19 protein-coding genes are annotated in these 26437 nt (G+C 76.0%); 9 read left to right on the top strand and 10 right to left on the bottom strand.

Annotated elements, in window-relative coordinates; genetic code table 11:
* Nucleotides 1–974, top strand: a 974-nt coding sequence (locus ACGFZF_RS26125; RefSeq protein ID WP_393557859.1) for a sulfate adenylyltransferase subunit 1, incomplete at its 5' end; no start/stop codon positions are given.
* On the opposite strand, the gene ACGFZF_RS26120 is transcribed toward ACGFZF_RS26125, so the two are convergent.
* The 3 genes from ACGFZF_RS26120 to ACGFZF_RS26110 form a co-directional block, all read right to left on the bottom strand.
* Nucleotides 955–1746: a thioesterase II family protein gene (locus ACGFZF_RS26120; protein WP_393557857.1), complete on the bottom strand. Its 792-nt coding sequence runs from the start codon at nt 1744–1746 to the stop codon at nt 955–957. The genes ACGFZF_RS26125 and ACGFZF_RS26120 overlap by 20 nt on opposite strands.
* A gap of 136 nt (nt 1747–1882) precedes the next feature.
* A complete protein-coding gene (locus tag ACGFZF_RS26115; protein ID WP_393557855.1) occupies nt 1883–4618 on the bottom strand; it encodes a LuxR C-terminal-related transcriptional regulator in 2736 nt (911 codons plus the stop codon).
* The gene (locus ACGFZF_RS26110) at nt 4615–4860 is read right to left on the bottom strand and encodes an MbtH family protein (RefSeq protein WP_393557853.1); all 246 of its coding nucleotides are present in this window, start codon (nt 4858–4860) and stop codon (nt 4615–4617) included. The genes ACGFZF_RS26115 and ACGFZF_RS26110 overlap by 4 nt, the downstream gene beginning before the upstream one ends.
* A gap of 282 nt (nt 4861–5142) precedes the next feature.
* Between ACGFZF_RS26110 and ACGFZF_RS26105 the strand changes: the two genes are divergently transcribed.
* Both ACGFZF_RS26105 and ACGFZF_RS26100 read left to right on the top strand, forming a co-directional pair.
* Nucleotides 5143–8295, top strand: coding sequence for a BTAD domain-containing putative transcriptional regulator (locus tag ACGFZF_RS26105; protein WP_393557851.1), 3153 nt, complete (start codon nt 5143–5145; stop codon nt 8293–8295).
* Between the two features lie 87 nt (nt 8296–8382).
* Complete coding sequence (locus ACGFZF_RS26100; protein WP_393557849.1) at nt 8383–8931, top strand: hypothetical protein; 549 nt, start codon at nt 8383–8385, stop codon at nt 8929–8931.
* A gap of 59 nt (nt 8932–8990) precedes the next feature.
* Here the strand turns inward: ACGFZF_RS26100 and ACGFZF_RS26095 are convergent, their stop codons facing one another.
* From ACGFZF_RS26095 to ACGFZF_RS26070, 6 genes are all read right to left on the bottom strand, one after another.
* A complete protein-coding gene (locus ACGFZF_RS26095) occupies nt 8991–9575 on the bottom strand; it encodes a GAF domain-containing protein (RefSeq protein ID WP_393557847.1) in 585 nt (194 codons plus the stop codon).
* Between the two features lie 25 nt (nt 9576–9600).
* Complete coding sequence (locus ACGFZF_RS26090) at nt 9601–10434, bottom strand: S8 family serine peptidase (RefSeq protein WP_393557845.1); 834 nt, start codon at nt 10432–10434, stop codon at nt 9601–9603.
* A complete protein-coding gene (locus ACGFZF_RS26085) occupies nt 10431–13571 on the bottom strand; it encodes an adenylate/guanylate cyclase domain-containing protein (RefSeq protein WP_393557843.1) in 3141 nt (1046 codons plus the stop codon). The genes ACGFZF_RS26090 and ACGFZF_RS26085 overlap by 4 nt, the downstream gene beginning before the upstream one ends.
* A gap of 91 nt (nt 13572–13662) precedes the next feature.
* A complete protein-coding gene (locus ACGFZF_RS26080) occupies nt 13663–13842 on the bottom strand; it encodes an aroma-sacti cluster domain-containing protein (RefSeq protein WP_393557890.1) in 180 nt (59 codons plus the stop codon).
* Between the two features lie 101 nt (nt 13843–13943).
* On the bottom strand, nt 13944–14606 hold the full coding sequence (locus ACGFZF_RS26075) for a hypothetical protein (protein WP_393557841.1): 663 nt from the start codon (nt 14604–14606) through the stop codon (nt 13944–13946).
* A complete protein-coding gene (locus ACGFZF_RS26070) occupies nt 14603–15688 on the bottom strand; it encodes a radical SAM protein (protein ID WP_393557839.1) in 1086 nt (361 codons plus the stop codon). Before ACGFZF_RS26070 ends, ACGFZF_RS26075 begins: the two co-directional genes overlap by 4 nt.
* Before the next feature lie 563 nt (nt 15689–16251).
* On the opposite strand from ACGFZF_RS26070, the gene ACGFZF_RS26065 reads away from it, so the two are divergent.
* From ACGFZF_RS26065 to ACGFZF_RS26040, 6 genes are read left to right on the top strand one after another with little or no spacing between them, the layout of a single operon-like run.
* Nucleotides 16252–17448 carry a glycosyltransferase gene (locus ACGFZF_RS26065; protein WP_393557837.1) on the top strand — a complete coding sequence of 399 codons (1197 nt, stop codon included), beginning with the start codon at nt 16252–16254 and terminating at the stop codon, nt 17446–17448.
* A complete protein-coding gene (locus tag ACGFZF_RS26060) occupies nt 17420–18382 on the top strand; it encodes a DUF6895 family protein (RefSeq protein ID WP_393557835.1) in 963 nt (320 codons plus the stop codon). Before ACGFZF_RS26065 ends, ACGFZF_RS26060 begins: the two co-directional genes overlap by 29 nt.
* On the top strand, nt 18379–19602 hold the full coding sequence (locus ACGFZF_RS26055; RefSeq protein ID WP_393557833.1) for a radical SAM protein: 1224 nt from the start codon (nt 18379–18381) through the stop codon (nt 19600–19602). Before ACGFZF_RS26060 ends, ACGFZF_RS26055 begins: the two co-directional genes overlap by 4 nt.
* Nucleotides 19603–19604: 2 nt before the next feature.
* Nucleotides 19605–20534 carry a DUF6895 family protein gene (locus ACGFZF_RS26050; protein WP_393557831.1) on the top strand — a complete coding sequence of 310 codons (930 nt, stop codon included), beginning with the start codon at nt 19605–19607 and terminating at the stop codon, nt 20532–20534.
* Nucleotides 20531–22135 (top strand): MFS transporter, encoded by a 1605-nt coding sequence (locus ACGFZF_RS26045; protein ID WP_393557829.1) that lies wholly within the window; start codon nt 20531–20533, stop codon nt 22133–22135. Before ACGFZF_RS26050 ends, ACGFZF_RS26045 begins: the two co-directional genes overlap by 4 nt.
* On the top strand, nt 22132–24288 hold the full coding sequence (locus ACGFZF_RS26040; protein ID WP_393557827.1) for a prolyl oligopeptidase family protein: 2157 nt from the start codon (nt 22132–22134) through the stop codon (nt 24286–24288). The genes ACGFZF_RS26045 and ACGFZF_RS26040 overlap by 4 nt, the downstream gene beginning before the upstream one ends.
* 62 nt (nt 24289–24350) lie before the next feature.
* Here the strand turns inward: ACGFZF_RS26040 and ACGFZF_RS26035 are convergent, their stop codons facing one another.
* The gene (locus ACGFZF_RS26035) at nt 24351–26198 is read right to left on the bottom strand and encodes a BTAD domain-containing putative transcriptional regulator (RefSeq protein WP_393557825.1); all 1848 of its coding nucleotides are present in this window, start codon (nt 26196–26198) and stop codon (nt 24351–24353) included.
* Nucleotides 26199–26437 lie beyond the last annotated feature (239 nt).

The raw sequence follows: 26437 nt of genomic DNA, 5'->3' as shown, positions 1-26437 counted from the left end.
ACACCCGCAACATGGTCACCGGCGCCTCCACCGCCGAACTGGCCGTGGTCCTGGTCGACGCCCGCAACGGCGTCGTCGAGCAGACCCGCCGCCACCTGGCGGTGACGGCACTGCTGCGGGTCCCGCACGTGGTCCTCGCCGTCAACAAGATGGACCTCGTCGGCTACCAGGAGTCCGTCTTCGCCGCGATCGCGGACGAGTTCACGACGTACGCGAACGGACTGGGAGTCTCGGGCGTCACCGCGATCCCCGTCTGCGCCCTGGCGGGGGACAACGTCGTGGTGCCCTCGGGACGCATGGCCTGGTACGGCGGCCCGACCCTGCTGGAGCACCTGGAGAGCGTGCCGGTGGGTCACGACCCGTCCGGCGAGCCGACCCGGTTCCCGGTGCAGTACGTCATCCGTCCGCAGACCGCCGAACACCCCGACTACCGTGGCTACGCAGGTCAGATCGCCTCCGGGGTGCTGAGTGTCGGCGCACCGGTCACCGTCCTGCCGTCCCGGCACACCAGCGTGATCGAGGCGATCGACACGCTCGACGGCAGCACGGACCGGGCCTGGGCGCCGCAGTCCGTCACGGTCCGGCTGGCCGACGATCTCGACATCTCCCGCGGAGACCTGCTGGCACTCGGCGACGAGGGCCCGCCGGTCACCCGGGACGTCACGGCGACGGTGTGTCACGTGGCCGACCGGCCGCTGAAGGTCGGCGACCGCGTGCTCCTGAAGCACGCGACCCGCACGGTCAAGGCGATCGTCAGGGAGATCCCGTCGCGGCTCACCCTGGACGACCTCAGCCAGCAGCCGGCGGCGGGCGAGCTCCGGGCCAACGACATCGGCCGGGTGGTGGTGCGCACGGCGGAGCCGCTGGCCGTGGACGCGTACGCGGACTCGCGCCGGACGGGTTCGTTCCTGCTGATCGACCCGGTCGACGGGACCACGCTGACGGCGTGCATGGCTAGCGATTCGCCGCGCTGACGGAGGTCGACGTCACCAGGTGGACGAGGTGCTCCTCGCCGTCCTGGAGGTAGAAGTGCCCGCCGGGGAACGTCCGGGTGGCGAACGTCCCGGTGGTGAGACCCGCCCAGCCGCGCAGGTCCTCGGCGGTGCATCCGGTGTCCCGGTCACCGCCGAGCGCGGTGACCGGGACGCCGAGCGGCGTGGGCGCGGGGGCCGGCCGGTAGCCGGCGAGGAGCCTGAAGTCGCCGCGCAGCGAGGGCAGCAGCAGCTCTCGCAGTTCGGGGTCCTCGTAGACCCCGGGGAAGGCTCCGCCCTGACGGTGGGTGTACGCGACCAGCGAGGCGTCGTCGAGGGCGGGCAGCCCTTCGCGGTCGCGGTGCGGGGCGGCCGTTCCCGAGACGAACAACCGCTCCGGGACGGCCGCCGGATGCCTCTTCTGCACCCTGGCCAGGGCCTCGTACGCCACGAGGGACCCCATGCTGTGGCCGAAGACGACGGTGGGCAGAGGGGGCAGCCCGGCGAGTGCGGCGGCCACCCGGTCCGCCATCTCCGTCATGGACTCCACGCAGGGTTCGGCCAGCCGGTCCTGCCGCCCCGGGTACTGGACGGCGAACAGCTCGGTGCGCGGCGGCAGATGGCGGACCCAGCCCAGGTACGCGGTGGCGGCTCCGCCGGCGTGCGGCAGGCACACCAGGCGCGCGCGGGGCGGACCGCCGACCGCCGGTCCGAGCAGGCGCAGCCAGCGCCGCCCGGCCGGGTCGAGGTCGTCGTGCGGGGTCTGCGGTGTCATCGTCGTCCGTCTCGTGGGGGATTCCGTCGTGTACGTGGTGGCCGGGTGCGTCCCGCACGGGCGACGGGGGGCCGTCCGCGGCGGCGGGTGCGCGGCCGCCGCACCCCTCGGCCCGGCAAGATCGGCAGGACACCCCCTAAGCGGGGACCGCCAGGGCCTTCGCCCGCGCGCGCGGCCGGGCGACCACGGTGTTGCGGCCGATCATGTTGGCGATCTCGGCCCGTGAGGAGACCTCCAGCTTGGCGAAGATGCGGCCGAGGTGCGTCTCCACCGTCTTGTGACTGACACCGAGGGTCCGCGCGATCTGGCGGTTGGTGCAGCCCTGGCTGACGAGGGTGGAGATCTCGAACTCGCGCTGGCTCAGCATGTGCGCTCCCTCGGCGGTGCCGTCGGCCGCGGTGCCGGCGGCGAGCGGCGGGCGGGCGGCCTCGCGGGCGCGGGTGACGGCGGCGGCCAGACGGCTCGTGCCGGAGCCGGCCGCGACCGCGTCGGCGGCCGCCAGATGGCGCTCCGCCTCGTCCGGTTCGCCGAGCGCGGCCAGTGCGCGGGCCGCGGCCGTCCGGGCCCAGCCCTCGTCGGCGAGGTGTCCGCTCTCCGCCGCAGCGACGAGCGCGTCCTCGGCGAGCCTCAGCGCCTCGGCGGGCTCCTCGGCGGCGGCCGAGCCGAGCAGCGCGGCCCGGGCACGGGCACCGGCGAGCCCGAGTTCCGCGGCCACGGTGGCGGCCTCCCCGGCGGCGAGCCGGGCGGCGTCAGGACGGCCCGCGGCGAGCCGCGCGGCGCAGAGGATCTCGGCGAGCCTGAGGCGGGTCGGGTGCGGCAGCCGGGCGGCGGCCGGGTCGGTGAGTCCGGCGCCGGCCAGGGTCTCCAGGCTGCCGAGCGCGTCGCCGGCGGCCAGTTGGCCCGCGGCGAGCGCCATCCGGGCGCGGCGCGCCCAGTGGCCGTCGGGAGCGGCGACCACGCAGGCCGCGCGGGCGACCGCGACGGCGGTCTCCGGCTCGTGGACCTCCAGGGCCACGCGGGCGCGCAGGCAGAGGGCCATGGCGCGCAGTTCGGTGCCGCCGACGAGTTCGGAGCAGCGGACGGCCTCCTCCGCGGGGGCCGCGGCCTCCGCCGGCCTGCCCTGCCGGAGCAGTACGGTGGCGAGCCCGGCGGCCATCGAGGCGACGGCGGGCCACTGTCCCGCGGCCCGGCCGATCGCCAGTCCCCGGTTGAGGTGCCGTACGGCGGGTCCGTAACGCTCCAGGTCCGTCTCCAGACGGGCCAGGCAGTCCAGGGCGTCCAGTCGCAGGGCGAGGGCCCGGTCGCCCAGCGCGTCGGCGAGCCGTGCGGCGGCCGCGGCGTCACGGCCCGCTGCGGCGGCCGTGCCGCCGGCCAGCCGGACCGTTCCGTGCAGAGCCAGGGCGTGGACCTGTGCGGCCTCGTCGCCGCTGCCCGCGGCGGCGAGCACGGCTTCGTCGGCCCAGTCCCGGCCCTCAGGTCCGGCGTCCCGGCACGCGGTCGCGGCCAGGGCGATCCACAGTGCGGCGGCGCCGTGCGGATGGTCGGCGCCCGTGGTGGACAGCGCGGTCCGCAGCACGGAGCGCGCCAGCGGGACGTCTCCGTCCGACTGGGCGATCGCGGCGCGGCACAGGGCCGCGTCGGCGGCCTCGGGCGTGTGGTCGGGCCCGTCGAGCAGCTGGTCACGCCGCTCCAGTGCGGCTCTCGCCCGGTCGGTGCGGCCCGTCATGACGGCCGCCGCGGCGGCTCTGGCGAGGGCGGCACGACGGCGGTTGCGGTGCGCCGGTGTGTCGTGGAGCAGTCGGGCCGCCGCACCGAACCACCGGTACGCGGTGGCCGGGTCGGTGGGCAGCGCGGCCTCCGCCGCCGCGGTGAGCACGGCGGCGCCGGACGCGTCGCCCGTCGCGCAGGACTGCTCCAGGTGGCGGGCGTAGCGGACCGGCGCGACGCCGTCCGCGCGGTGCCGGGCGCAGGCGCGGGCATGGGCGCCGAGCCGCCAGCCTCCGGGCACCGCCCCGTACACGACGCGCCCGACCAGCGGGTGCCGGTAGGCGACCTGTCCGGGCTCCGGCGCGGGGCGCAGGAGGTCGGCGGCGAGGAGTTCGTCCACGGCGGCGAGGACCCGTCCGGGGGCGAGGTCGGCCACGTCGGCGAGCAGGTCGGGTCCGGCCGGCTCGCCGAGCACCGCCGCCGCGTGGGCGACGAGGCGGGCGTCGGCGGAGAGCGCGGTCACCTCGGCGAGCAGCGGCGCGGCCGCGCGCCGGGCGGCGGCCTCGTCCGCCGGCCCCTCCTCCAGGCAGGCGCCGGGTCCGGCGCAGGACGCCACCAGCAGCTCCAGGAGGCGGGGGTTGCCGCCGGTGCGGTCGTACAGCGAGCCGCGGTGCCGGTGGCACAGCCGCTGTGCCGGGAAGGTCCCGGTCGCGGTGCGGTCGAGGTCGGCGAGGTCGAGATGGGCGGTCCGCCAGGTCCCGCGGGCCGCGGTCAGTTCGGCCCGCAGGGCGGGCGGGCACTGCCGGGGCCGGTGCGCGAGGACGAGCAGGAGCGCCTCGGCCGGCGGGGTGCGCAGCAGGCCGAGCAGGGCGCGCTCCGCCTCCGGGCCGCCGCCGTGCACGTCGTCGACGAGGAGCAGGAGGGGCTCGGCGGGGCCGGCGGACGGGAGTCCGGTCGCGGGCAGTTCCGCCGGGCGTACGCCGCGGACCTGGACGCCGGCCTCGGCGGCCAGTGCCGCGATCTCGCCGAGGAGTCTGGTCTTCCCCGTGCCCGGGTCGCCCGCGAGCTCGACGAGGGCGGGTCCGGCGCCGCGGGCCGGGAGCAGGCGGCGGACGGCCGCCAGCTCCTCCTCCCGGCCGATCAGCGGGCGTACGTCCCCTTTCACCGCACGCCCGTCCCGGCGGCCGCCTGCTCCGACGCGGCGTCGGCCGCCATGGCCTGCCGCAGGCTCAGGGGGCGCATGTCCGTCCAGACCTCGTCCACGTGGGCCACGCACTCCTCCTTCGTGCCGGTGAAGCCCGTGGTGTGCCAGCCCGCCGGCACCTCGCGGGACTCGGGCCAGACGGAGTACTGCTCCTCGTCGTTGATCACGACGGCGTAGCGTCCCTTGTCGTCGTCCTGGAACACGACTCACCTCCGGTGATGCGATTGAGAAGAAATTCGAATGGGAACCGGGAACAGCCTTGTGTCGGGCGCCTCCCTGACACAACGCCGTCCCGATGGACGCTGCCGAATCCCCCGATCGAAAGCGCCGATGGCGGCGCGCACCGGGTCGCGCGGCATCGTGTCGGACGATGTCCCGCATCGAATTCCGTGAATTCCCGCGTCTGGAGGGCCTGTCCGGCGGGCGTCTACCCTCCCCTCGGTCGGCCCGAAGCACATCGGGGCGTGACGACTGGGGGAAGGCACATGGAACTCAGCCTCTTGGGGCCGCTCGAACTCACCCGCGACGGAGTGGTGTTCGGGCTGGGTGGGCCTCGGCAGCGGACCGTTCTGGCGGTGCTGGCCCTGCACGCGAACCGGGTCACCCCGCGGGAGCAGCTGGTGGACGCCGTCTGGGGCGAGGCGCCCCCGGAGACCGCCCGTACCCAGGTGCAGTCCGCCGTCTCGGCCCTGCGCAAGGCCTTCGCGCGGGCGGGTCGCCCCGATGCCATCACGACGCTGGCCTCGGGCTATCGGCTGGCCCTCGCCGACGGGGAGCTGGACCTGCGGCGCTTCGAGAAGCTGGTCGCCGAGGCCCGCGACCACGCCGCGGCCGGACGGCCCGAGCGGGCCACGACGGTGTTCCGCTCGGCACTCGCCCTGTGGCGCGGTCCGGCCCTGCTCGGCCTGGAGGGCGAGCTCGTGCGCCAGGGGGCGACCCTGCTGGACGAGCGGCGGCTGTCGGTCGTCGAGGAGCTGGCCCGGCTCGACCTGTCCCTCGGCCGGCATGCCGAGATCACCGGCGAGCTCCTCGCGCTCACCGCGCAGGAGCCGCTGCGCGAGGGCCTGCACGCCTCGTTGATCCTCGCCCTCCACCGGTCGGGGCGGACGGCGGAGGCTCTCGACGCGTTTCGGCGTACCCGCGCGGTGTTCGTCCGGGAGCTGGGCATCGAGCCCGGCCGCGAGCTCCAGGAGCTCGAGACGGCGATCCTGAGGGCGGACCCGGCGCTCGACCTGCGGCCCCCGGACGGCGCCACGCCCGGCGGGTCCGGCTCGGCGGACGCCCCGCCCGCGGCAGCCGGTTCCCCGCACTCCGACGTCACCGCCACGCATTCCGTGGCGGCCGTCCCGGCGGGACCGTCCGCGCGACCCGAACAACTCCCCTCCGATCTGCCGGATTTCACCGGTCGGGCGGAATTCCTCGCGGAGATCTCGGAATTCCTCTCCGGCGGCGACGGCGCGTTCCGTCCGGGAGAAGCCGTACGCATCGCGGGAATCAGCGGACAGGACGGCATCGGGAAGACGAGCCTGGCGATCCACGCCGCGCACGCGCTGCGGGACGCGTTCCCCGACGGCCGGCTCTTCGCGAATCTCGGCGGGGAGGGCGGCCGGGAGGTCACGGCGGGCGTACTGGCCCGCTTCCTGCGCGCGCTGGGCGTGCCGGGTCACGCGATTCCGGAGGACGCCGACGAGCGCCGCACCCTCTACCGCAGCCTGCTCGCGGGCAGGCGGGTGCTGATCGTGCTCGACGAGGTGAGCGACGAGGCCGTCGCACGGGAGCTGCTGCCGGGCGACGCGCACTGCGGCGTCCTGGTGACCGGCCGCTACCGGCTGACGGGACTGCCCGGTATCCGCCAGATCAACCTGGACCTCTTCGACCCGGAGCTGTCGGTGGAGCTCCTGACCCGGATCGCGGGCGTCGAGCGGGTCACCGGGCAGCTCCCCGCCGCCCTCGAACTGGCCCGGTTCTGCGGCGGGTTGCCGCTGGCGCTGCGGGTGGTCGGCGCCCGGCTCGCCTGCCGCCCGCACTGGCCTCTCGACCGGCTGGTCCGGCGCTTCCGGGACGAGGCGAGCAGGCTGGACGAGTTCGACTACTGCGGGATGGAGGTGCGGTCGCACATCGCGCTGGCCTACCGGGCGCTCGATCCCGAGCCGCAGCGGCTGTTCCGGCTGCTCGCGCTCGTCGAGGGCGGCGACTTCGCGGGCTGGACGGCTGCCTCGCTGCTCGACTGCGATCTCGTCACCGCCGACGACATCGTCGAGGAACTCGTCCATTCCCAGCTGCTCGACGTCCTGCCCCGGGAAGGCCGCCCGCCGCGCTACCGCTTCCACGAACTGATCAGGGTCTACGCCAAGGAGGAGCTCCGCGCGACGGAGACGCCCGAGCAGCGGCGCGCCGCCCTGGGACGGGCCCTCGCCTCCTGGACCGCCCTCGCCGAGGAGGCACACCGACGCGAGCACGGCGGCCCGTTCGGCGTCCCGCACGGCACGGCCGCTCGCCGACCGCTGCCGGGCCCGCTCACCGACCGACTGCTCGACGTCCCCGCCCTGTGGTGGGAGGAGGAGCACGAGGCACTGGTCGCGGCGGTGCGGCAGGCCGCGGAGCTGGGTCTCGACGACCTGTGCCGGGATCTCGCCGCCACCTGCGCCATCAGGTTCGCCTCCCAGGGCCGGTGCGAGGACTGGTCGGACACCGCCCACGCGGCCCTCACGGTCTGCGAGGCCGCCGGGAACCGGCGGGGGACGGCGGTCTCGACGTACTCGCTGGGCGCGCTCGCGCTGTTCCGGTACCGGCTGGACGAGGCTTCCCGGCTGCTCGGCGCGGCCCGTGACGCCTTCCGCGAACTCGCCGACGCGCAGGGCGAGGGGCTGGCCGGGAACCTCCTCGCGACCGTGGACCGGCTGGGCGGGCGGCATCCGGAGAGCCTGGCCGGGCACGCCGCGGCGGCTGCCCTGCTGCGGCGCGCCGGCGACCCGGTCGGCGAGGCCCTGGCCCTGGCCGGCGGCGCGGCCCTCCACCGGGAGGCCGACGAGACCGGCACGGCCCGCTCGATGCTCACGACGGCGCTGGCACTGACCCGGGAAGCGGGCAGCGTCGCCGCCGAGGGGCACGTCGTCCGAGAGCTGGGTGAGCTGTCCCTGCAGACGGGGGAGACGGAACTCGCCCAGCAGGCGTTCGCCCTGGCCCTGCGCATCGGCCGCGCGGGGCGCGACCGCACCGCGGAGGGTCACGCCCTGCTGGGGACCGGTCTCTGCCATGCCCGTGCCGGACGCGGCGAGCAGGCCGAGGCGGTCCTGCTCCAGGCCCTCACCCTGGCCCGGCGGACCGGGGACCGGCTGACCGAGGGCCGCGCCTGTCTCGGGCTCGGCCGGTCGGCACTGGACGCCGGCGCCCCGACGGCGGCGCTCGCCCATCTCACCGCCGCGCAGGGCGTGTTCGCCGCGCTGGCGATGCCGCTGTGGCAGGGGCGGGCGGCGAGCGCCCTCCTCGACCTGCACGCGGCCACCCTGGACACGCCGACCGCGCTGGGCGAGGCGTCAGCGGCGGCACGGCTCCTCGCCGGGCACGGGTCCCCCGCGTCCGCGCGGCTGCGGGAGGAGTTGCTGGGCAAGCGGCTGCTGCTGGGAGCGGCCGACTGACGGCGTTCGGGTAGCGGTCGGATAGCCGTCGCCGCCACTCTGCGGAGGACCGGGGCGACAGCGCCCCGCCCGCAGGGAGGCCGCGCCATGTCCCGTACACCCCCGTCGTCCTACGGACCGGAGCGCTCCGCCCCCCTCGGAGCGGTCCCGGTCCGGCCCGGTGTCCCCGCGACCGTCCCGACCGCCCGCCCCGGCTCGCGCTCAGTCTCCGGCTCACGCTCCGGCTCCGGCTCCGGCTCCGGCTCCGGCTCCGGCTCCGGCTCCGGCGAGGAGCGGCTGTCGGCCGCCGTCCGTGCCGCTCGCGGCCGGCTCGCGGCGGGCGCCCTGTCCGCCACGGTCCTGGGGCCGGGCGCGACGGCCGCGCTCGGCGTGCTGGCGCGCGAACTCGTCGGCCTGGTCTCGGTCACCGTCCACCCGGCGCCGGCATCGGAACCACCGCGCTGGCCGGACGCGGAGTCCGCCTCGTACGCCGCTCGGGAGGGCATCGTGCTCACGGCCGAGGCGGCCCTCGACCGCGCGCTGCTCGGCGCGGACCTGGTGGTGTTCGCCCCCGGCGCCCACCGGCCGGTGCTCTCACCGGTCCGGCTCCGTGCGCTGTCGGCGCCGGGCTCGGTCGTCCTCGACCTGACGGCCTGACCGGCCCCCGACCGGTCCGGCAGCGGACGGACGGCCGCCGGCACGGGAGGCGCACCGCCTCACTCCCCGAGCAGCCGGCGGGCCTCCGTGAGGAGACGGAGGAGCTCGGCGCGCGAGGGGTCGTCCGGGCTGTCCGGGGCGGTCCGGCGTGGCGCGTGCGTGGTGACCACGTTCAGGGCGACGGCCGCCTGACGGGCGAAGAGGCACAGCAGGTCGAGCTCCGGGAGGCCCGAGCGGGCCTGTGGGGACGGGTCGAGCACCTCCAGGACGCCGAGGATCCGGTCGCCGTGCAGGAGAGGGGCGGCCATCAGCGCGTCGGGGACGTAGCCGGTGGACTCGGCGATGTTCCGGTCGAAGGACGTACTGGCGTGGAGGTCGTCGACCACCATCGGTTCCCCCGAGGCGGCGACCCATCCGGCGATGCCCCGGCCGGCCGGGAAGCGGCGGCCCACCAGGAACTCCTGTCCCTGCCCGGAGACGGCCTCGAAGACGATCTCGTCGGCCGGGGCGTCCAGGAGAAGGATGGAGCTCGCCTGGGCGCCGAACAGGGCGCGCGCGGTGTCCACCACCGACTGCAGGAGTTCCGCCAGGGCCGGATCGGGCCGGGACGCTGCGGACACGACGGGCGCGGTCGTCTGAGCCATGGGGGTTCCCTTCCGGTGCCGGTCGTTACCGGCGGCCGTGGACACGGACGTTGGCTGCGGACAGGTACAGGGCGTTCTTGAGCTGGAACGGCGTCAGCCGGGGATGGCTCGACAGGATCCGCGCGCACAGCCCGGCGATGAACGGGGTGGCGAAACTGTTGCCGGAGCTGCGGATCGAGGTGCCGCCGAGCCACGCGACCGGGATGCGCTGGCCGGGGGCGAAGAACTCCACCGGCGGCGTGGGGTTGTAGAGGTGGAGGTCCGGGTCGTCCTCCTGGTGGCTGCCCACGGAGATGACCGACGAGAAGCGCCAGGGGAAGCTCTCGACGTGGGTGTTGTGCGCCGAGGCGACGATCACGGTCTGCTGGAAGTACGCCTCGTCGGCCAGACGCCGCAGCTCCTCCACGAAGCGGTCGCGGCTGGTGGACAGACTCAGGTTGACCACGTCGAAGCGCCGGCGCACGGCCCACCGGATCCCTTCGAGCAGGACGTCCCCGCTGCCGGAGAACCGCTCGCCGAGCACCCGCACGCTGGACAGTTCGCAGTCCGGCGCGGTCCGGCGGATGATCCCGGCGCAGGCGGTGCCGTGGCCGCAGGCGTCCTCCGGCTCCGTCTCCTCGACGCGCACGCCGTCGTCGTCCTTGACGACGCGCCACGACCCGGCCACGGGGCCGACCAGGGGATGGTCGCGTTCGATCCCCGAGTCGACGACGCAGACGCGTACGCCTCGCCCGGTGCCGCCGAGGAGACCTCCTTCGGGCGGGTCGGGCGCGCCGTCGGCCTCCACGAGCACGTCCGCGGGGCCCCGTCCTCGCAGGCCCCAGGTGAGTCCGGGCGCCGATCGCTGGGCGGAGGTCATCGTGGTGCATCCTTTCCGGCTCCGGTGACGCGTCCGTCGGCGGGGCGGTGTCCCGGCGGCCGGCCGGGGCAGCGGGCGACGAGCGCCTCGGCCTGGCGTACGGCGGGGAGATGGCCCTTGGCGGCGAAGCGCCGACGGGCGCGGGCCGCCGCATCGGCCGCCTCGGCCGGGCGTCCCAGCGCGAGGGCGGTGCGGGCCAGATCGAGGGCGGCGAGGCCCTCGACGATGGGTGAGTCGGTGCGGGTCGCGGTCGCGAGCGCCCGGGCGGCCAGCCGGCCGGCGGTCGCCGCCCGTCCCCGCGCCGCGGCGATCCGGGCACGCATGCCGTCGAGGTCGGCCGACTCGGCGCGCGGCCGGGCCGCCTCCGCCCGGTCCGCCTCCGCATCGGCCAGCATGCGGTGGGCGGAGCGCCAGTCGCCGAGGTCCAGCCGGATGCGGGCGGCGTCCAGGAGAGCGCTGCGCAGCAGCCCCGTGGCGCCCAGGTTCCGCGCGGCGGCGGCGGCCCGTTCCAGGCTCAGGAGCGCCTCCTCGTGGCGGCCGTCGAGTTCGGCGACGGTCCCGGTGAAGAGGGGCAGGAACGCGTCCGCCTCGGCGTAGCCGAGCCGCTTCGCGAGGTGCTCCGCCTCCGCGAGGCAGGCCAGGGCCCCGTCGCGGTCGTCGTGCAGGGTTAGCACCACGGCGAGCGGGCAGTTGAGGGTGAGCCGGACCGCCCGGCGGCCGGCGCCCTGGTCGGCCAGGAGCGCTCGGCAGCGGGCCACGGCATCCGGCACGGGGTGCGGACCGCGCCAGAGCGAGACGCCCATGGCGCCGAGGGCCGCGGCCTGTTCCGGTTCGGCGGCGGCCCGGACCGCGTGGTCCAGGGCCCGGGCGAGCAGCCGTTCCGCAGCCCGATGGCGGCCCTGTTCCTGGGCGCGCTGGGCGAGCCGCAGGCAGGCGCGGGCCTGCCCGAGCTCGTCGCCGGCCGCCACGAAGACCGGCAGGGTGGCACTGGCCGCCTCGGCCGGTGACGCGTCCCCGCCCGTCGGCCGACCGGCGGAGGCCAGGGCGAGGCGGGCGTGCGCGGCCTCCACCAGGTCCGGGCCGCCGTCCGGGTCCTCGGCCAGTACCTCTTCGAGCAGTGCGCGGCCCTCCTTGCCGCGCCCCAGGTCCAGCAGGGTCTGGCCGAGCCGCCGGCGCGCCGCGGTACGGCCGGGTTCGCCCGCCGCGTACCGGCCGGTGGCCCTGGACAGCAGATCGGCGGCCCAGACCGGGTCGGCGTGGGCCAGCGCGAGGCGCCCGGCCTCGGCGAGCGCGTCGGCGGCCCGCAGGCGGAGCGCGTCGGTGTGCGCGTCCTGCGCGCCCAGCTCGACCCGGTAGCGGTGGGCCTGTTCCAGATGGGCCCCGATCGCGGCGTCGCCCCGCGCGCGGACCGAGTCCAGGCGTACGGCCCGTTCGTGCCGGTCGGCCCGGTCCTGCTTGGACTGGCTGGCGTAGACGACCTCCTGGATCAGCCCGCCGGCGAAACGGAACCCCGCGCCCTCCGGCCTGACGAGGCGGTGCCGGACCAGCCGGTGCAGCGTGGACCGGAGTTCGGACGCGGTCCACGCCTCGGCGGGATGCCCGGCGAGCGCGGTCAGTTCGTCGGTGGTGAAGTCGCCCCCGAGGACGGACGCCAGTCCGAGGGCGCGGTGTTCGGGAGCGTCGAGGGCGTCGATCCGGGCTCCGATCAGGGCCTGGAGGGGGAGCGGGACGCTGTCGGCGTCGAGGTGGTCCCCGGCGACGAGGAGCTGCTCCAGGTGCAGGGGGTTGCCGCCCACCCGGGCCAGGATCCGGGGGTCGAGGGGCTCGCCGGTCGCCGGGCCCCCGGTCAGCTCGGCGGCGAGGAGCCGGGCCTCGGTGTCGGTGAGCCCGCCGAGCGGCAGGGCGTCCACGGCGAGTTCGGGACGGGCGTCGAAGAGCTCCGGACGGGCGAGCAGGACGATCAGGACCGGCGCGTCGGTGAGGGCGCGCAGCAGGCGGTCGAGCAGGCCGAAGAGCGGCTGCGCCGCCCAGTGGCAGTCGTCGACGACCAGCACGACGGGCCGCGCCCCGCAGATCCCGGCGAGGACCCTGGCGAGCGCCGCGCAGGTGTCGGCGGGCGACGGGTTGGGCGTGCCGTCCAGGAGCAGGCCCTGGTGGAGCAGGTCCAGGTCGGGGGAGGCCGCGACGGGGCCGGTTCCCAGCAGGTCGGCGACGGCGTCGGCGAGGGGTCCGAGGCTGGGCTGTTCGCCGCGGGCACGGCAGCGCCCGACGCCGTGGCGGGGGCCGCCGTCCCTTTCCCCGGCCCGGTGGAGCCACTCCCGCACGAGCCGCGTCTTGCCCTGGCCCGCCTCCCCGCCGATCACCAGGCGTTCGGCGCGGCCGGTCCGGGAGACCCGGTCCAGCGCCGCTTCGAGCAGGCCGAGTTCGCGGGTGCGTCCGACGAATCCGAGGTCGAAGCGGCGCAGCGACTCGGGGCCGTCCTCCTCGTCGAGGCCGAGCAGGCGGTGGGCGGCGACCCGGTCGCTCTTGCCCTTGAGCGAGAGCGGTCCGGTCTCCGTCGTCCGCACACCCGGTCCGGCGGCGGCCAGGGTGTCCGGCCCGATGAGGATCTCCCCGGCGGCGGCGTTCTGTTCCAGGCGCGCGGCGACGTTCACCACCTCGCCGGACACCATCGCCTGCCGGAGTGTCGCCGAACCCGTGACGGCCTGGCCGGTGTTGACGCCGATGCGCATCTCCAGCCGGACCCCGACCGCCTCCTCCAGGCGGGCGTTGAACCCGGCGAGCGCCTCCCGCATCGCCAGGGCGGCGGCCACGGCCCGGCGGGCGTCGTCCTCGCGTACGGTCGGTACGCCGAAGACGGCCATCACGGCGTCCCCGATGAACTTCTCCACGGTGCCGCCCTGTTCCTCGATCCGCTGCCGCATCAGGTCGAACCAGCGGAGCGTCACCGAGCGGAGGGTCTCCGCGTCCAGGGCGCCGGAGAGCGCGGTGGAGCCCACCAGGTCGCAGAAGAGGAGGGTGACCACCTTGCGGCCGGTCGGCCTGGCCGTGACCGGCCCGGGCGCGCACGGGCTGCCGCAGGACGGGCAGAAACGGGCACCGGGCGGCAGTGCGCTCCGGCACGAGGCGCAGGGCATGGGTTCCTCCGTGGGGCGCGGGGCCGTGGGGGCGCGGGAGACGGAGTCGCGGGACACCGCGAGCCCGGCGAGAGCGAATGGACGCCCCGGGTCAGAAGAGCGCGCCGCCCGCCACGTCGGCGTGGGCCTGGACCTCGGGGGCCGCGGCGTCGAGCCGCCCCCTGATGTCGACGAGCAGGGCCAGTTCCTCCGGGGTCAGCACGCGCAGGACCTCGTGCTGCTCCTCGCTGAGGGCGCCGACGTCGAACCCGGCGGCGGCCAGGGCCTCCAGCGACGGCTCGGGCGGGCCGTCGGCCGCGGCGGCGTCCGCGTGCGCCTGGCCGCACGGGGTGCCGTCGATCGGGACGTCGTCGTACGGGGCGGGGTCCTCGGTCACGGGTGTCCTCCGGGTTCGGCGGCGAGGGACTGGAAGAGCCGGGTGAGCAGATGGGTGGTGTGCAGTGCGCTGACGGAGACGGCGGTCTGCCCCTCCGGGGTCAGGGCGAGCTCGTCGAGGACCCGGTGCAGGTCGTCGAGGTGGCCGCCGTCGAGTTCCGCGTGTTCCCTGAGGGTGCGGAACGCACCGCCCGGCAGCCCGGTGGCCTCGATCAGGCGGTCCGCGAGTCGCGGCCCCGGCGCGTTTCCCTCCAGGACCGCGATGTAGCCGAGCAGGGTGACCGGGTGCTCGTGCTCGACGCGGTAGTACTGCGCCCCGACGAGTTCGACCACGACGGGGGGCGGCACGGCGAGCGGCCCGGAGCCGGCCGCGGCCAGGTCGTCGAGCAGCCAGGCGTCGTGGTCGCGTTCCTCCTCGGCGTGGCGGACGTAGTACGCCCCGAGGCGCCGCGCGGCCGGGTCGCTCAGGCCGGCGCAGCGCTCGGCGGCCCGCTCCAGGAGCGGCACGGAGGCCCGTACGAGCGGATGCATGGCGGCCAGGTAGCGCACGTACCGCCGCCGCAGACCCTCCGGTCGCCACAGGGACGCGGTCGCGGCCCGGAGCACGGGTGCGGTGGGCGTGAGCTTGGTCCTGAGCGCGAGGGACGCGGTGGCGGTCATCGACGGCTCCTCTCCTCTGCGGGTGGCGACTCGACCAGGTGCGCGTAGCGGGCGCAGCCCATGCGGCGGACGAGGGCAGCGGGTCCGGCGGCGCGCTGTTCCTCCGCGCTGAGCCGGTCCAGGAGTGCGCCGACCCGGCCGCCGGCGTCGCGGGCCGCGCCCTCCAGGACGTCCGGCAGGTCGGCGAGGGCGTGGCAGCTGCGGCAGTAGCCGGCCGGGGCGGGCGCGGTGGCGTAGCGGGCGTGCGTCCGCCGGGGTCCGACGGCGCGCAGCATCCGCAGCACCGGGGAGCCGAGGGAGCGCTCGCGGACGGCCGGCCAGTCGTCGTCGGCGATGTGCCCGAGCAGGAGGTGCCGGGGGACGGGGCGCCGGTCCACCGTCCACTGGTTGCAGCAGGCGGCCACGGTCCCGTCGAAGGCGATCACCGGCCAGGCGGCGAGGGCGCACGGCGTCGGCAGGGAGTCGTCCGGTCCGGGCGGTGTCGCCGGGACGAGGCCCGCGGCGCGGCCGAGCGGCCGGATCTCGTTGACCAGCAGGGGTACCCGGGTGCCGAAGGCGCGGCGGACGTCCGCGACGGCGTCCGCCAGGTACGGGTCGTCGGGGCCGGTTCCGGTGAGGTGGATGCTCGCGGGGATCCCGGCGTCGAGGACGGCCCGCAGGGCGCGCAGCACGCCCGCGCGCGGAACCTCGCGCTCGTGGTGGACGTCCAGGCTCGCGGAGAAGTGGTCGAGGGCCGTGATCGCGCGCATGATCCGGGCGGGGACGCGTCCGTCGCGGGCGAAGAACATGCCGCTGAGCAGCGCCACCCGGGAGCCCGAGGCGCGGGCGAGACCGGCGAGCCGGGCGGCCAGTTCCGGCAGCAGCAGGGGTTCGCCGCCGGTCAGCATGACCACCTCGGGCCGGTCCTGGGGTCCGAACGAGCCGACGAAGCGCAGCAGTCGCTCGGGGTCGGGCCGCTCGGAGACCGCGAGGGAGGATCCCGTGGAGCAGTGCGCGCAGCTCAGCGGGCAGCGGCGGGTGAGCCCCACCAGGAGGCCGCCGCAGGGCACCGGCCGCAGGCCGATGAGCTCCGCCAGTTCCACGTCTCCTCCTCCGTGTCCGCTCCGCTCCCCCGTGCCCGTGCCGCGCGCGGAGTCCGGACCGGATCGTGCCCCGGGACGGCAGACTTCCGGTTCACCGGCGCCTGAGGATCGGTCAATTCGCAGGTCAGGGCCGTGCGGAGGGGCGCACGCCCGCCGGGTGCGGCCCGCCCGGCGGGTGTCGCGCGGCCGTCGGACCCCCGCGGACTGGGCGTCTACCGGCGCCGAACCGGTGGACAGCCGTTCCCATACCGCGGGTCCGTACGTTCCTTCCCAGCCGGCGCAGCGACGCCGCCAACCGAGGAGGACGCACATGGCCGAGAACACGAACCCGCAGCCCGAGGACGAGGACATCGAGGTCGTCGCCCACAGCGAGGACGAAGAGGCCGAGGCCGGCTGCATCGTCAACAACTCCAGCGACCTCTCCTGACGCGAGGCCATCGCGTCCTGAGCACCGCGCGGGCCACCCGGTTCCCGGCAGATCCTGCCGTGAGCCGGGGGGCCCGCGGCCACACCGGCACCGGACCGGCCGCCCGTCCCCCACCGACCGAGGGAGCACGACCGTCGTGAAGATCCTGCTCTGCCCGCTCAGCGACGGCGGCTACCTCTACCCGGTGCTCGCGGCCGGGCGCGAGCTGGACCGCCGGGGACACCGGGTCGGTGTGCTGGCCCGCGCAAACGCCGCCGGCGTCGTCGCCGAGGCCGGACTGCCGATGGCGGTGGCGGAGGACTTCGGCGGGCGACGGGCCTTCTCCGCCACGTGGTGGGGGAAGACCGGCGCCGCGCAGTACCGCGCGATCCTGCGGGCCGCCCGGGAGTCGGGGGCCGACCTGCTGGTCACCTCGGTCCTGTGCAACGGCGCCCTGCTCGCCGCCGAGACGCTGGACGTCCCGGTGGTGGTGGTCGGGCTCTCCGTCCACCTGTGGGACTACCGGACGGGCGGCGAGGGGGAGCCGCACCTGGGCAGGACCCGGGAGAGCCGGACCCTCGACTGCCTGCGGATCCACGCCGCCACGCGGGAGGAGTGCGGCCTGGCGGGCCGTGCCCCGCGGTGGGCGGACAGTCCGCTGCCGGGTGACGCGCTGCTGCTCCGCGGGGATCCGTCCCTGGAGTACCCGGGCGCGGAACTCCCCGAGCGGGTCCGGCACGTGGGGCCGCTCGCCTGGGAGCCGGCGCCCGACCGGACGGAGCTCCAGGAGGTCCGGGATCGCCTGGAGTCGACCGGCAAGCCCGTCGTCTACGTCCATCTGGGCCGCTTCTTCGGGGGCGACAGCCTGTGGCCCCGTCTCAACGAGGCGTTCACCGGCGGCCGGTTCCAGGCCGTGGTCGAACAGGGTCGGTCCACCGACCCGCGGCCCGCCGCCGGCGCCGACATCGTGTCCGTCCGCAAGCCGTGGATGGGGCCCCTCGTCGACCTCGCCGGCCTGGTGCTGGCCAACGGCACCTCCGCTCCGGTGCTGGCCGCTCTGCGACGCGGCCGGCCCCTCGTGCTCTCGCCGAACGGCTCCGAACAACCGCTGCTCACCGGCGCCTGCGTACGGGCCGGCGTGGCCGTGCGCCTGCCGCGCACCCCGTCCCGGCCGGCGGCGGTGCTGGACGCGGCCTGGCGCGACGACGGCCTGCACAGCCGCACCCGTGCGCTCGGCGGCCGGCTGGCCGTCCTGGACGGAGCCGCCCGCGCGGCCGACATCGTCGAGCGGGTGGCTCAGGCATCCGCGACCCCGAAGGAGGACCATGAGTACGCGATCAGCCGGCCTCGATGAGGCCGTGACGAGTCTGTCCGCGGGTGCGCGGCAGTGGCTGGCCCGCCACGCGGGATTCCTCGACTCCCCGGCCGGCCGCGCCGAGCTGCCGGTGACCCCGCGCGTCAAGGCGCTCCTGCAGCTGGCCCTGCTCCGCCGCTACTGGGAGAAGGCGGCGCCCGGCGACGCCGGCCTGGGCGGGCCGGCCACCCTCGTCGAACGGGTCTGGCGGCAGCCGGAGTTCTCCGCCCTGCTCACCCTCGACCCGCGCTACGCACGGCAGTTCGAGCTGATGTACGCGGCGCTGGCACCGGCCGGGACCCGGTCGGGCGCGCCCCGTACCGTCCTCGCCCGGCTGTCGGCCGACGGCTATCTGGCCCCGCGCCGGAAGCCGCCGTACCTCCATCTGGAGGCCAGGTTCTACGCCGATCTCGCGGGCGCCGAGCACCGGTTCGCCTCGTACCGGGAGCTGTACGCCGACAGTCTGCCGGCCCGCGCCGGCACGCTGCCCGCGGCCGACCTGGACGTCTGCGTGGTGACGCACACCGTCTTCTACCTCAGCGACTTCGGCTTCCGTGACCCCGGTCTCGGCGAGGAGGCCGCGGAGCGGGCGCTCCGCGTCGTGGAACGCCTCACCGACCACTGCGTGCGCCTCGGCGAATGGGACCTCGCCGGAAAGCTCGTGCTCGCCCAGCACTGCCTGGGCGCCGATCCCCTGGGCACGCCCTCGGGGGCGGCCGCCGTCCGGATGCTCGCCGAGGTCCAGGCGCCCGACGGCGCGATCCCCGGACGGTCCGTCGTCAGGAGGGCCGCGGCGGACGCCACGGCCGTGGAGCGCTTCCGGAAGTCGTACCAGGCGACCCTGGTCACGGCACTGGCCACCCTGGTCGTCGCGGACGGCCGCTCCGGCGGGCTGTCCGTGGCGGGATCGTCCGTGGCGGGGGAGGCCCGATGAGCATCGACCAGGCAGTGACGTCCGGACGGGCGGTGGCCTCCGTACCGGGCGACGAGTCCGGCGCACGCCTTCTCGAAGGCGAGCGGAACTGGTGGTTCCTCGGCCCGGGCGGGGTGGCCCGGCTCGGCGCCCGCCACGTCACCACCGACGGAGCCCTGCGTCCCGAGGCCGAGCTCCGGCTGCGCGAGAGCGGCATGTTCACCCCCACCCGGGTCCGCGCCTACGCGCTGACCGTCCTCACCAGCACCCACTGCAACCTGGGCTGTGGCTACTGCTTCCAGAACACCGCCCAGGACCAGGCGGGCGGCAGCAGGCCGCCGCGGATCGCCCGGACCCGGCTCACGTCGGAGACGATCACGTCGATCCTCGGGTTCACCGAGCGGCAGATGGCCGCCGTCGGACTGGAGAAGCTGAGGATCCTCCTCTTCGGCGGGGAGCCCCTGCTCAACCCGCGCGGCTGCCTGGAACTGCTGGAGCGGGCCGGCGACCTCGCGCCGACCTCGGCCTGGATGATCTCGAACGCCACCCTGCTCACCCCCTCGCTGGCGCGCAGGCTCGCCGGACTCGGACTGACGTCCGTCCAGGTCACCTTCGACGGTGACCGCGCCGACCACGACCGGATCCGGGTCGGCAGGGCGGACGGCGGCGGGACCTTCGACAAGATCGTCCGCAACATCGTCAAGGCGTCCGAGGTCTCCCCGCTCCGGTGGACCCTGCGGGTGAACGTCTCCCAGGAGACGTTCGACGGGGTCGACCCGCTGATCGACCGGCTCGCCGCCGCTCTCGACCCCGCTCGGTGCACCCTGTACTTCGCCCGGATCGGCGACGTCGGCGTCGGGTACGCCAACAGCCTGCTGCACACCGGCGAGCTGTCGGCCGCCTTCACCCGGTGGCAGCGCCGGGCGCTCGACCTCGGGTTCACCGTGAGCCGCCCCGGCTCCCGCAGGACGTGCGTCACCTGCGGTCACGCCGACGGCCGCTACGGTGCGGTGGTCAGCGCCGACGGGACGCTGGCCAGCTGCTGGGAGACCGCGGGCAAACCCGACTGGGAGGTCGGTACCGTCACCGACGGCTACCTGCCCGGCGCGGAGACCCGCGACCGGTGGATCGCCTGCCAGGACCTCTACCGCTACGACGAGAACGCGACGACGCTCGCGCGGTTCCGCGACACCGTCGACACGGCCCTGCTCGACTACCTCCACGAGACAGGGCGGCTGTAGCGGTGTCCCCCGTTCTGGAGGAACTCTCCGCCGGCGCCCTCGACTGGCTGGGAAAGAACCTGGACCTCTTCGACCCGTTCTCGCCCGCGGCCCGCTCGGCGACGCACGGCAAGGCGAAGGCCGCGCTGGAACTGGCGCTGCTCTGCCACTGCGCGGCACGTCGCGACGACGCGCCGGACGCGCTGGCCGGGGCCAGGGCCCTCGTCCGCGCGCTGTGGCAGGATCCCGCCTTCCCCGCCCTCTTCGAGGACGTCCCCGACCACACCTCCACGTACGGTCTGGTCTTCGCCGCGCTGGCCCCCGACGGGATCGACGACACGCAGACCCGGGCCGTCGTCGCACGGCTCGCCCCGGCATTCCTCTCGCCGGACGGCAAGTCGCCCTACCGCCGCTTCGAGATCCGCTACTACGCGGACAAGGCGGGCGTCCGCCACGGCATCGAGCCGTACGCCGCCCTCCTCCCGGACAGCCCGCTCGCGGCCTTCCGGGCCGCAGGTCCCGAGGACCCGCCGGCGGCGGACGGCGCTCCGCTGACCACCCCGAAGGCGTACGCCCTCACTCATACCGCCTTCTACCTCGGCGACTTCGGCCGGAGCTCCCGGCTGCCCGAGGGGTTCGACCCGGCGGGCGCCCGGGACCTGGCCGACCTGATGCTGCGCCACTGCGTGGAGCACGAACGGTGGGACCTGGCCGCGGAGCTCGTCCTCACGCTGTCCGTCCTGGGCGGCGAGCCGCTGGACACGCCCGCGGGCGCCGCGGCCGTGGAGTGCCTGGTGCGGGCCCAACGGCCCGACGGCGCGCTCCCGGGGCGGTCGGCGGCGCTCGCGGCGTCCCCCGACGCCCCGGCCGGGGAGTTCTTCCGGAAGGCGTACCACACCACGCTGGTGACCGCCCTCATGGCGCTGATCGTCTCGTCGCGGGAGCGGTCATGACGGCGCGCCTGACACTGATCAACCGTGACTACACCCGGCTGTGGTTCGGCCAGGCCGTCTCGTCCGTCGGGGACGCCGTCTTCAGCACCACGCTGGTGCTGTGGGTCGCGACCGTGCTGGGCAAGGGCCAGTCGTGGGCGCCGGTCGCCGTCAGCGGCATCCTGATGGCGTCGAGTGTCGCCGTCCTGGTCATCGGCCCGCTCGCGGGCGTCTTCGTCGACCGCTGGGACAAACGCGGGACGCTGCTGCGCACCGAGGTGGTCCGGGGCGCGCTCGTGGCCGTGCTGACCGCCGTCTCCTTCCTGCCCGCCGACGCCCTGCCGGCCGGCGTCTGGCTCGCCCTGGTCTACGCGACCGTGCTCCTGCTGCACGCGGCGGGCCAGTTCTTCTCGCCGGCGCGGTTCGCGATCCTCGCCGACCTCGTGACCGGGGAGGCCGACCGCGCCCGGGCGGCCGGCATCGGCCAGGCGACCGGGGAGACGGCCTGGATCATCGGGCCCCCCATCGCGGCGCCGCTGCTGTTCACCGCCGGCCTCCAGTGGGCGCTGCTCTTCAACGGGCTGACCTACGCGGTGTCGTACGTGGCGATCCGCTCCATCGAGGTGCCTCCGGCGGTCGCCGGGAGGCGCAAGCCCGCCGGGCAGCGACGGGACGGCCTGCGACGGGAGTTCGCGGACGGGCTGCGCTTCTTCACCCGGAGCCGGTTCCTGGTCGCGCTGCTCCTGCTGGCCGTCATCGGCCAGTTCGGGGTGGGCGCGCTGAGCACCCTCAACGTCTTCTTCACCACCGACAACCTCCACGCGGACGCCCATCTCTACGGGTACATCGGCATGGCCATGGGGGTCGGCGGCATCACCGGCGCGCTGTGCGGCGGCCGGGTGGTGCAGTGGTTCGGGGCGCGCCGGACGACCTGGATCAGTCTGCTGGTGAGCGGCGTCCTGCTGGTCGCCTACTCCCGTCAGACCGGCTTCCTCGGCGGCGTGGCCCTGCTCTTCGTCTTCACCGTTCCGCTCACCGTGCTGAACACGGCGATGGCCCCGCTGCTGCTCGCAGCGGCTCCTCCGGACTACCGGGGCCGGGTCATGGCCGTGTTCTATCCGGTCACGAAGCTGGCGTCGATGCTCTCCGCCGTCCTGTCCGGCTGGCTCGCGGGCTCCGTGCTGCGGGACGTCTCGGGTTCCTTCGGCGGGATCCGGTTCGGCCCCCTGGACACGATCCTGGCGGTGTCCGGGGTGATCGTCCTGCTGTCCGGCGTGTTCGCCTGGGCCGCCCTGCCCCGCGCGGCGGCGGCGGACGGCGGCGCGGCGGAGGCTCCGGCGGCGCCCGGCCCACGGGACCCCGGACCGGCCGCTCCGCCGGGCGGCCCCGGACCCGCGCCGAAGCCGCGGCCACGCCTCCGCCCGGCGACGTTCCGCTCGCTCGTGCCGGGGCGCCGGGCCGCCGGCCGCCGGCGCGGCGCGCAGGACGTGCCCGGGACGGGGACGGCCGGGAACGAGGACGCCGACGTCGTCGCCCACCGCGACGACGCGGAGCCGTCCGCCCGCGTCGTCCACCGCTCCGACGACCTCCGAGGTTCCGACGAACGAGGGAGCATCGAGTGACCCCCGAGACCCGGCCGGCGCTTCGCCGGTACCCCCACGCCGAACGCCAGGACCTCGTCCGGGAGCTCCACGGACTGCACGTCCCCGACCCGTACGGCTGGCTGGAGGACGGCGGGTCCGCCGCGACGCGCCGCTGGAGCGAGGAGCAACAGGTTCTGTACGAGGCGGAACGGGAGGCCCTGCCCGGTCTGGAGGGATGGCGGGCGGAGGTGTCGGCGCTCGACGCCGTCGAGCGCGCCGGGTCGCCCGAGGTCCGCGGCGGCAGGACTTTCCGGCTGCGCCGGCGGGCCGACCAGGAGCATGCGGTGCTGGTGGTGGCGGAGGCGGGCGCGACGGAGCGGGTGCTCCTGGACCCGGGCGCCCTCGACCCGTCCGGACGCACCGTGCTCGACGCCTGGGAGCCTTCGGTCGAGGGCGATCTGCTGGCCTGCCAGCTGTCGCGGAACGGGACCGAGGACTCGCTGCTCCGGGTGATCGACGTGGCCACCGGCAAGGTCGTCGACGGCCCGGTGGACCGGGTGAGGAGGTCGTCGATCGGCTGGCTCCCCGGAGGCGGCGCGTTCTACTACGTCCGGCACCTGGACCCGCGGCTGCACCCGGGTGAGGAGCGCTACCACCGCCGGGTCTACCTCCACCGGGTCGGGACGAGTCCCGACGCGGACGCCCTGGTCTTCGGTGACGGGCGGGACCGGACGCAGTTCTACAGCGTCTCCGTGACCCGGGACGGACGCTGGCTCGGCGTCACGGCCACCCTCGGCACCGGCCGGGGCACCGACGTCTACCTGGCCGACCTGTCCGCCGGCCCGCTCGAACGCCCGCTGCTGCGGCCGGTCCAGGAGGGCATGGACGCCGCCACCCGGCTGCACGCGGTGTCCGGCACCGGTCCGCGGGACCCGGTCTGGCTGCGCACCGACCGCGACGCCGTGCGCGGCCGGGTCGTCGCGTGCCGGCCGGACGAGCTCCACCGGGGACCCGCCGCCTGGCGCGAGGTGATCCCCGAGCGGCCGGACGCGGTGCTGACCCATCTCGTCGTGCTCTCCGGTCCTGAGCTGAAGCACCCGCTGGGCCTGGCCGCCTGGACCCGCGACACGGTGGCCGAGGTGACCGTGCACGACCTGGTCGAGGCCCGGCAGGTGGCCACGGTCCCGCTTCCCGGCACCGGCGCGGTGGGCGACTTCTCGGCCGGGCCGCCGGGGAGTCACGAGGCGTGGTTCGCGTACACCGACTTCGTCACACCGCCCCGGGTGCTCCGCTTCGACGCCCGCACGTGCCGCGTGTCCCCCGGCGAGCACGACGCGACCGCCGCCGCGCCGGACGCCGCGACGGCCGTCGGCGCGGTGACCCGGCAGGTGGCCTTCCCCTCGCGGGACGGGACGACGGTCCGGATGTTCGTGATCTCCCCCACCGGTCGTCCCGACGTGCCGCGTCCGGCGCTGCTCACGGGATACGGCGGCTTCGGCCGCACCATGTCGCCCCGGTACCGCGCGCAGGTCCTGGCCTGGGTCAGGGCCGGCGGGGTGTTCGCCTGGGCGGGGCTGCGCGGCGGCGGCGAGGAGGGCGAGGCCTGGCACCGGGCCGGCAGCAGGGAACACAAGCAGAACACCTTCGACGACTTCGCCGCCGCCGCCGACCGGCTGACGGCCGAGGGCTGGACGGCGCCGGGCCGCCTCGCGATCATGGGCGGGTCGAACGGCGGCCTGCTGGTCGGCGCGGCCCTCACCCAGCAGCCGGAGAGGTTCGCCGCCGTGGTGTGCATGTCCCCGCTCCTGGACATGGTCCGGTACGAGCACTCCGGGCTGGGGCCCAGCTGGACACCCGAGTACGGCAGCGCGGACGACCCTGCCCTGCTGCCGACACTGCTCGGGTACTCCCCCTACCACCGCGTCACGCCCGGCACCGCGTATCCGGCGGTGCTGCTGACCGCCGCGGACGGCGACACCAGGACCGACCCGCTGCACGCCCGCAAGATGTGCGCCGCGCTCCAGCACGCCACGTCCGGCAGCGGACCGGTCCTCCTGCGGCTGGAACACGGCGTCGGGCACGCCGACCGGTCCGCCTCCCGCGCGGTGGCGCTGCAGGCCGAGTGCCTCGCCTTCCTGGCCCATCACGTGGGCCTCCCGGCCCCGGAGGGGCACGGTCCGACGCGGCCGTGAGGCGAGCGCTCCGGGCGCCCGGAGCCTGCGCGGTTCCCACGGCGGGACTTTCGCAACACCCCCTAGGCCGGCACCGGGTCCCCCTGGTGGGTGCCGCGGGCGTACAGCCTGACCAGGTGCGGGAGTTCGTACTGCGCCGCGTGCGCGGTGACCTCGCCGCCGGGCGAGGTCACCATCCCGGCGTCGATGAGCGACTCCACCACCCGTACGGCATGGCGCTCGTCGCATCCCAGGGCCTCGGCCGCCTCCGTCAGGCCGAACGGCCCGTCCCCGGTGCCGACGGCCAGCCGTCCGGCGTCGCGGCCGCATTCCGGCGGCAGGGCGTCCCAGCCGCGGGCCAGCCGGTGCCGCACGGACACGTCCCCGGAGGTGAGCTCGTCCAGTACCCCGGCGGGGTCGGTGAGCCGGTCCGCGAACTCCCGCAGCGGCAGGTGGCGGAGCACCGCGAGCCGCATGCCGCTCACCCGGACCGCCAGCGGTGACCCGCCGCAGGCGCGCACGATGCGCAGCGCGGCGTCCCGGTCGGCCCGCACCCGGCTCGGGCCGACGAGTCCGGCGAGGAGCTGCAGGGCCTCGGCGGTGCCGAGTGGCGGGACCTCGACCCGGTGCACCGGCGCCAGGCCGCCGAGCCGGCCGCGCGCGGTGAGCAGCACCCGGCCCGATCCTCCGCTCGGGAGCAGCGGCCGCACCGCGCGCTCCTCGGGCACGTCGTCCAGGATCACCAGCACGCGGTGCTCCGCGAGCCACTCCCGCCATTCCTCGGGGCTCGACAGCCCGGTCCGGCCGGTCCGTTCGCCGAGCTCCGCGAGCACGGCCGACAGCGGTCGGGCGCGCCCGTCCGCGTCGCGCAGGGAGACGCAGAGCCGCCCGTCGGGGAAGCGGTCGCCGAGGCGGTGGGCCGCCCGTACCGCCAGCGTGGTCTTGCCGGATCCGGCCGGGCCGGACAGCAGCACCACGCCGGCCGCGCCGTCGCCGTCGCCGTCGCCGTCGAGCAGGTCCAGGAGGTCGCGCAGTTCCGGCCCGTGCCCGGTGACATCGGTCGGGTCGGCCGGGAGGGCGGCGGCGGACGTCGTTCTCCGGGCGGCTCCGCCCGGCGCGGCGGGCGGTCCCGCGGGCCGGTCCGTCCCGGCCGGCCGGTCGCCCGCGAGGATCGCCCGGTAGCGGGCGGCCATGGCGCCGCCGGGCTCCAGTCCCAGTTCCCGGGCGAGGAGTTGCCGGTACTCGTCGTACGCGGCGAGCGCCTCCGCCTGCCGGCCCGAGCCGCTGAGCGCGCACATCCAGGTGGACCGGAGCCGCTCCCGCAGCGGGTGCCGCTCGACCAGGTCACGCAGTCCTTCGACCACCGCCGACACGGCCCCCAGGGCCAACTCCGCCTCCGCCCAGGTCTCGTAGGCCGTCAGATGGCGCAGTTCCAGCCGCTCGGCCTCCTCCGCGAGCCGGGGCGACCGCCGCAGGTCCTCGCCGAACGGAGGTCCCTGCCACAGATCGAGGGCCTGGCGCAGCAGCCGGGCGGCCGGGCGGTGCGGCTGCCCCTCGGCGGCCCGGACCAGCGCACGGAACCGCTGGAGGTCGAGCTCGTCCTCGGCCACGCGCAGCACGTACCCGGCGCCCGTGTGGACGAGCCTCGGCCGGTCCCGGTCGTCCTCGGCGATCAGTGCGCGCAGGGAGCTGACGTACACCTGGAGGTTCTTGCGGGCGGTCCGCGGTGGTTCCTCGGGCCAGACCGCGTCGGTCAACGCGTCCACCGAGACGGGGCTGTTGGCGGAGCCGAGCAGCGTCGCCAGCACGACGCGCTGCTTCAACGGGCCGAGGGGCAGCGCCCGGTCGTCCCGGTGGACCGCGAGCGGGCCGAGGACGGAGAACCTGAGCGTGCCGGGTGACGCTGCGGGCGGCGCGGACGGACGCGGCATCGAGCGAACCTCCGTGGGGCGACGGCGTGTGGTCGGTCCCGTCGATGGTCCGCCGCCCGGGGCCGCCGCACATCGGTGCGGGACCCGCACACTCGCGCCCCCCGGAACGGCGTCCTGGGGGTCCGGACCCCCATACGAACCGGAGCACCCCCCAGCAAACCGGAAGCCGCCCCCCATACCCGGCCGTCCCGCCCGGTCGTCCGAGGCCGTCCGGGCGGGCGCGGTACGGATCCGGGGGC

The sequence above is a fragment of the Streptomyces sp. NPDC048338 genome (assembly GCF_043201055.1).
Lineage (GTDB): Bacteria > Actinomycetota > Actinomycetes > Streptomycetales > Streptomycetaceae > Streptomyces.
Note: the sequence above shows the minus strand (reverse complement) of the source record. Positions and strands in the feature narration are given on the sequence as shown.

What these genes read in the sequence shown, in the direction of transcription:
- ACGFZF_RS26120 (WP_393557857.1), bottom strand. Translation starts at nt 1,746, where the DNA reads ATGACACCGCAGACCCCGCACGACGACCTCGACCCGGCCGGGCGGCGC.
- ACGFZF_RS26105 (WP_393557851.1), top strand. Translation starts at nt 5,143, where the DNA reads ATGGAACTCAGCCTCTTGGGGCCGCTCGAACTCACCCGCGACGGAGTG.
- ACGFZF_RS26100 (WP_393557849.1), top strand. Translation starts at nt 8,383, where the DNA reads ATGTCCCGTACACCCCCGTCGTCCTACGGACCGGAGCGCTCCGCCCCC.
- ACGFZF_RS26095 (WP_393557847.1), bottom strand. Translation starts at nt 9,575, where the DNA reads ATGGCTCAGACGACCGCGCCCGTCGTGTCCGCAGCGTCCCGGCCCGAT.
- ACGFZF_RS26090 (WP_393557845.1), bottom strand. Translation starts at nt 10,434, where the DNA reads ATGACCTCCGCCCAGCGATCGGCGCCCGGACTCACCTGGGGCCTGCGA.
- ACGFZF_RS26085 (WP_393557843.1), bottom strand. Translation starts at nt 13,571, where the DNA reads ATGCCCTGCGCCTCGTGCCGGAGCGCACTGCCGCCCGGTGCCCGTTTC.
- ACGFZF_RS26075 (WP_393557841.1), bottom strand. Translation starts at nt 14,606, where the DNA reads ATGACCGCCACCGCGTCCCTCGCGCTCAGGACCAAGCTCACGCCCACC.
- ACGFZF_RS26060 (WP_393557835.1), top strand. Translation starts at nt 17,420, where the DNA reads ATGAGTACGCGATCAGCCGGCCTCGATGAGGCCGTGACGAGTCTGTCC.
- ACGFZF_RS26055 (WP_393557833.1), top strand. Translation starts at nt 18,379, where the DNA reads ATGAGCATCGACCAGGCAGTGACGTCCGGACGGGCGGTGGCCTCCGTA.
- ACGFZF_RS26045 (WP_393557829.1), top strand. Translation starts at nt 20,531, where the DNA reads ATGACGGCGCGCCTGACACTGATCAACCGTGACTACACCCGGCTGTGG.
- ACGFZF_RS26035 (WP_393557825.1), bottom strand. Translation starts at nt 26,198, where the DNA reads ATGCCGCGTCCGTCCGCGCCGCCCGCAGCGTCACCCGGCACGCTCAGG.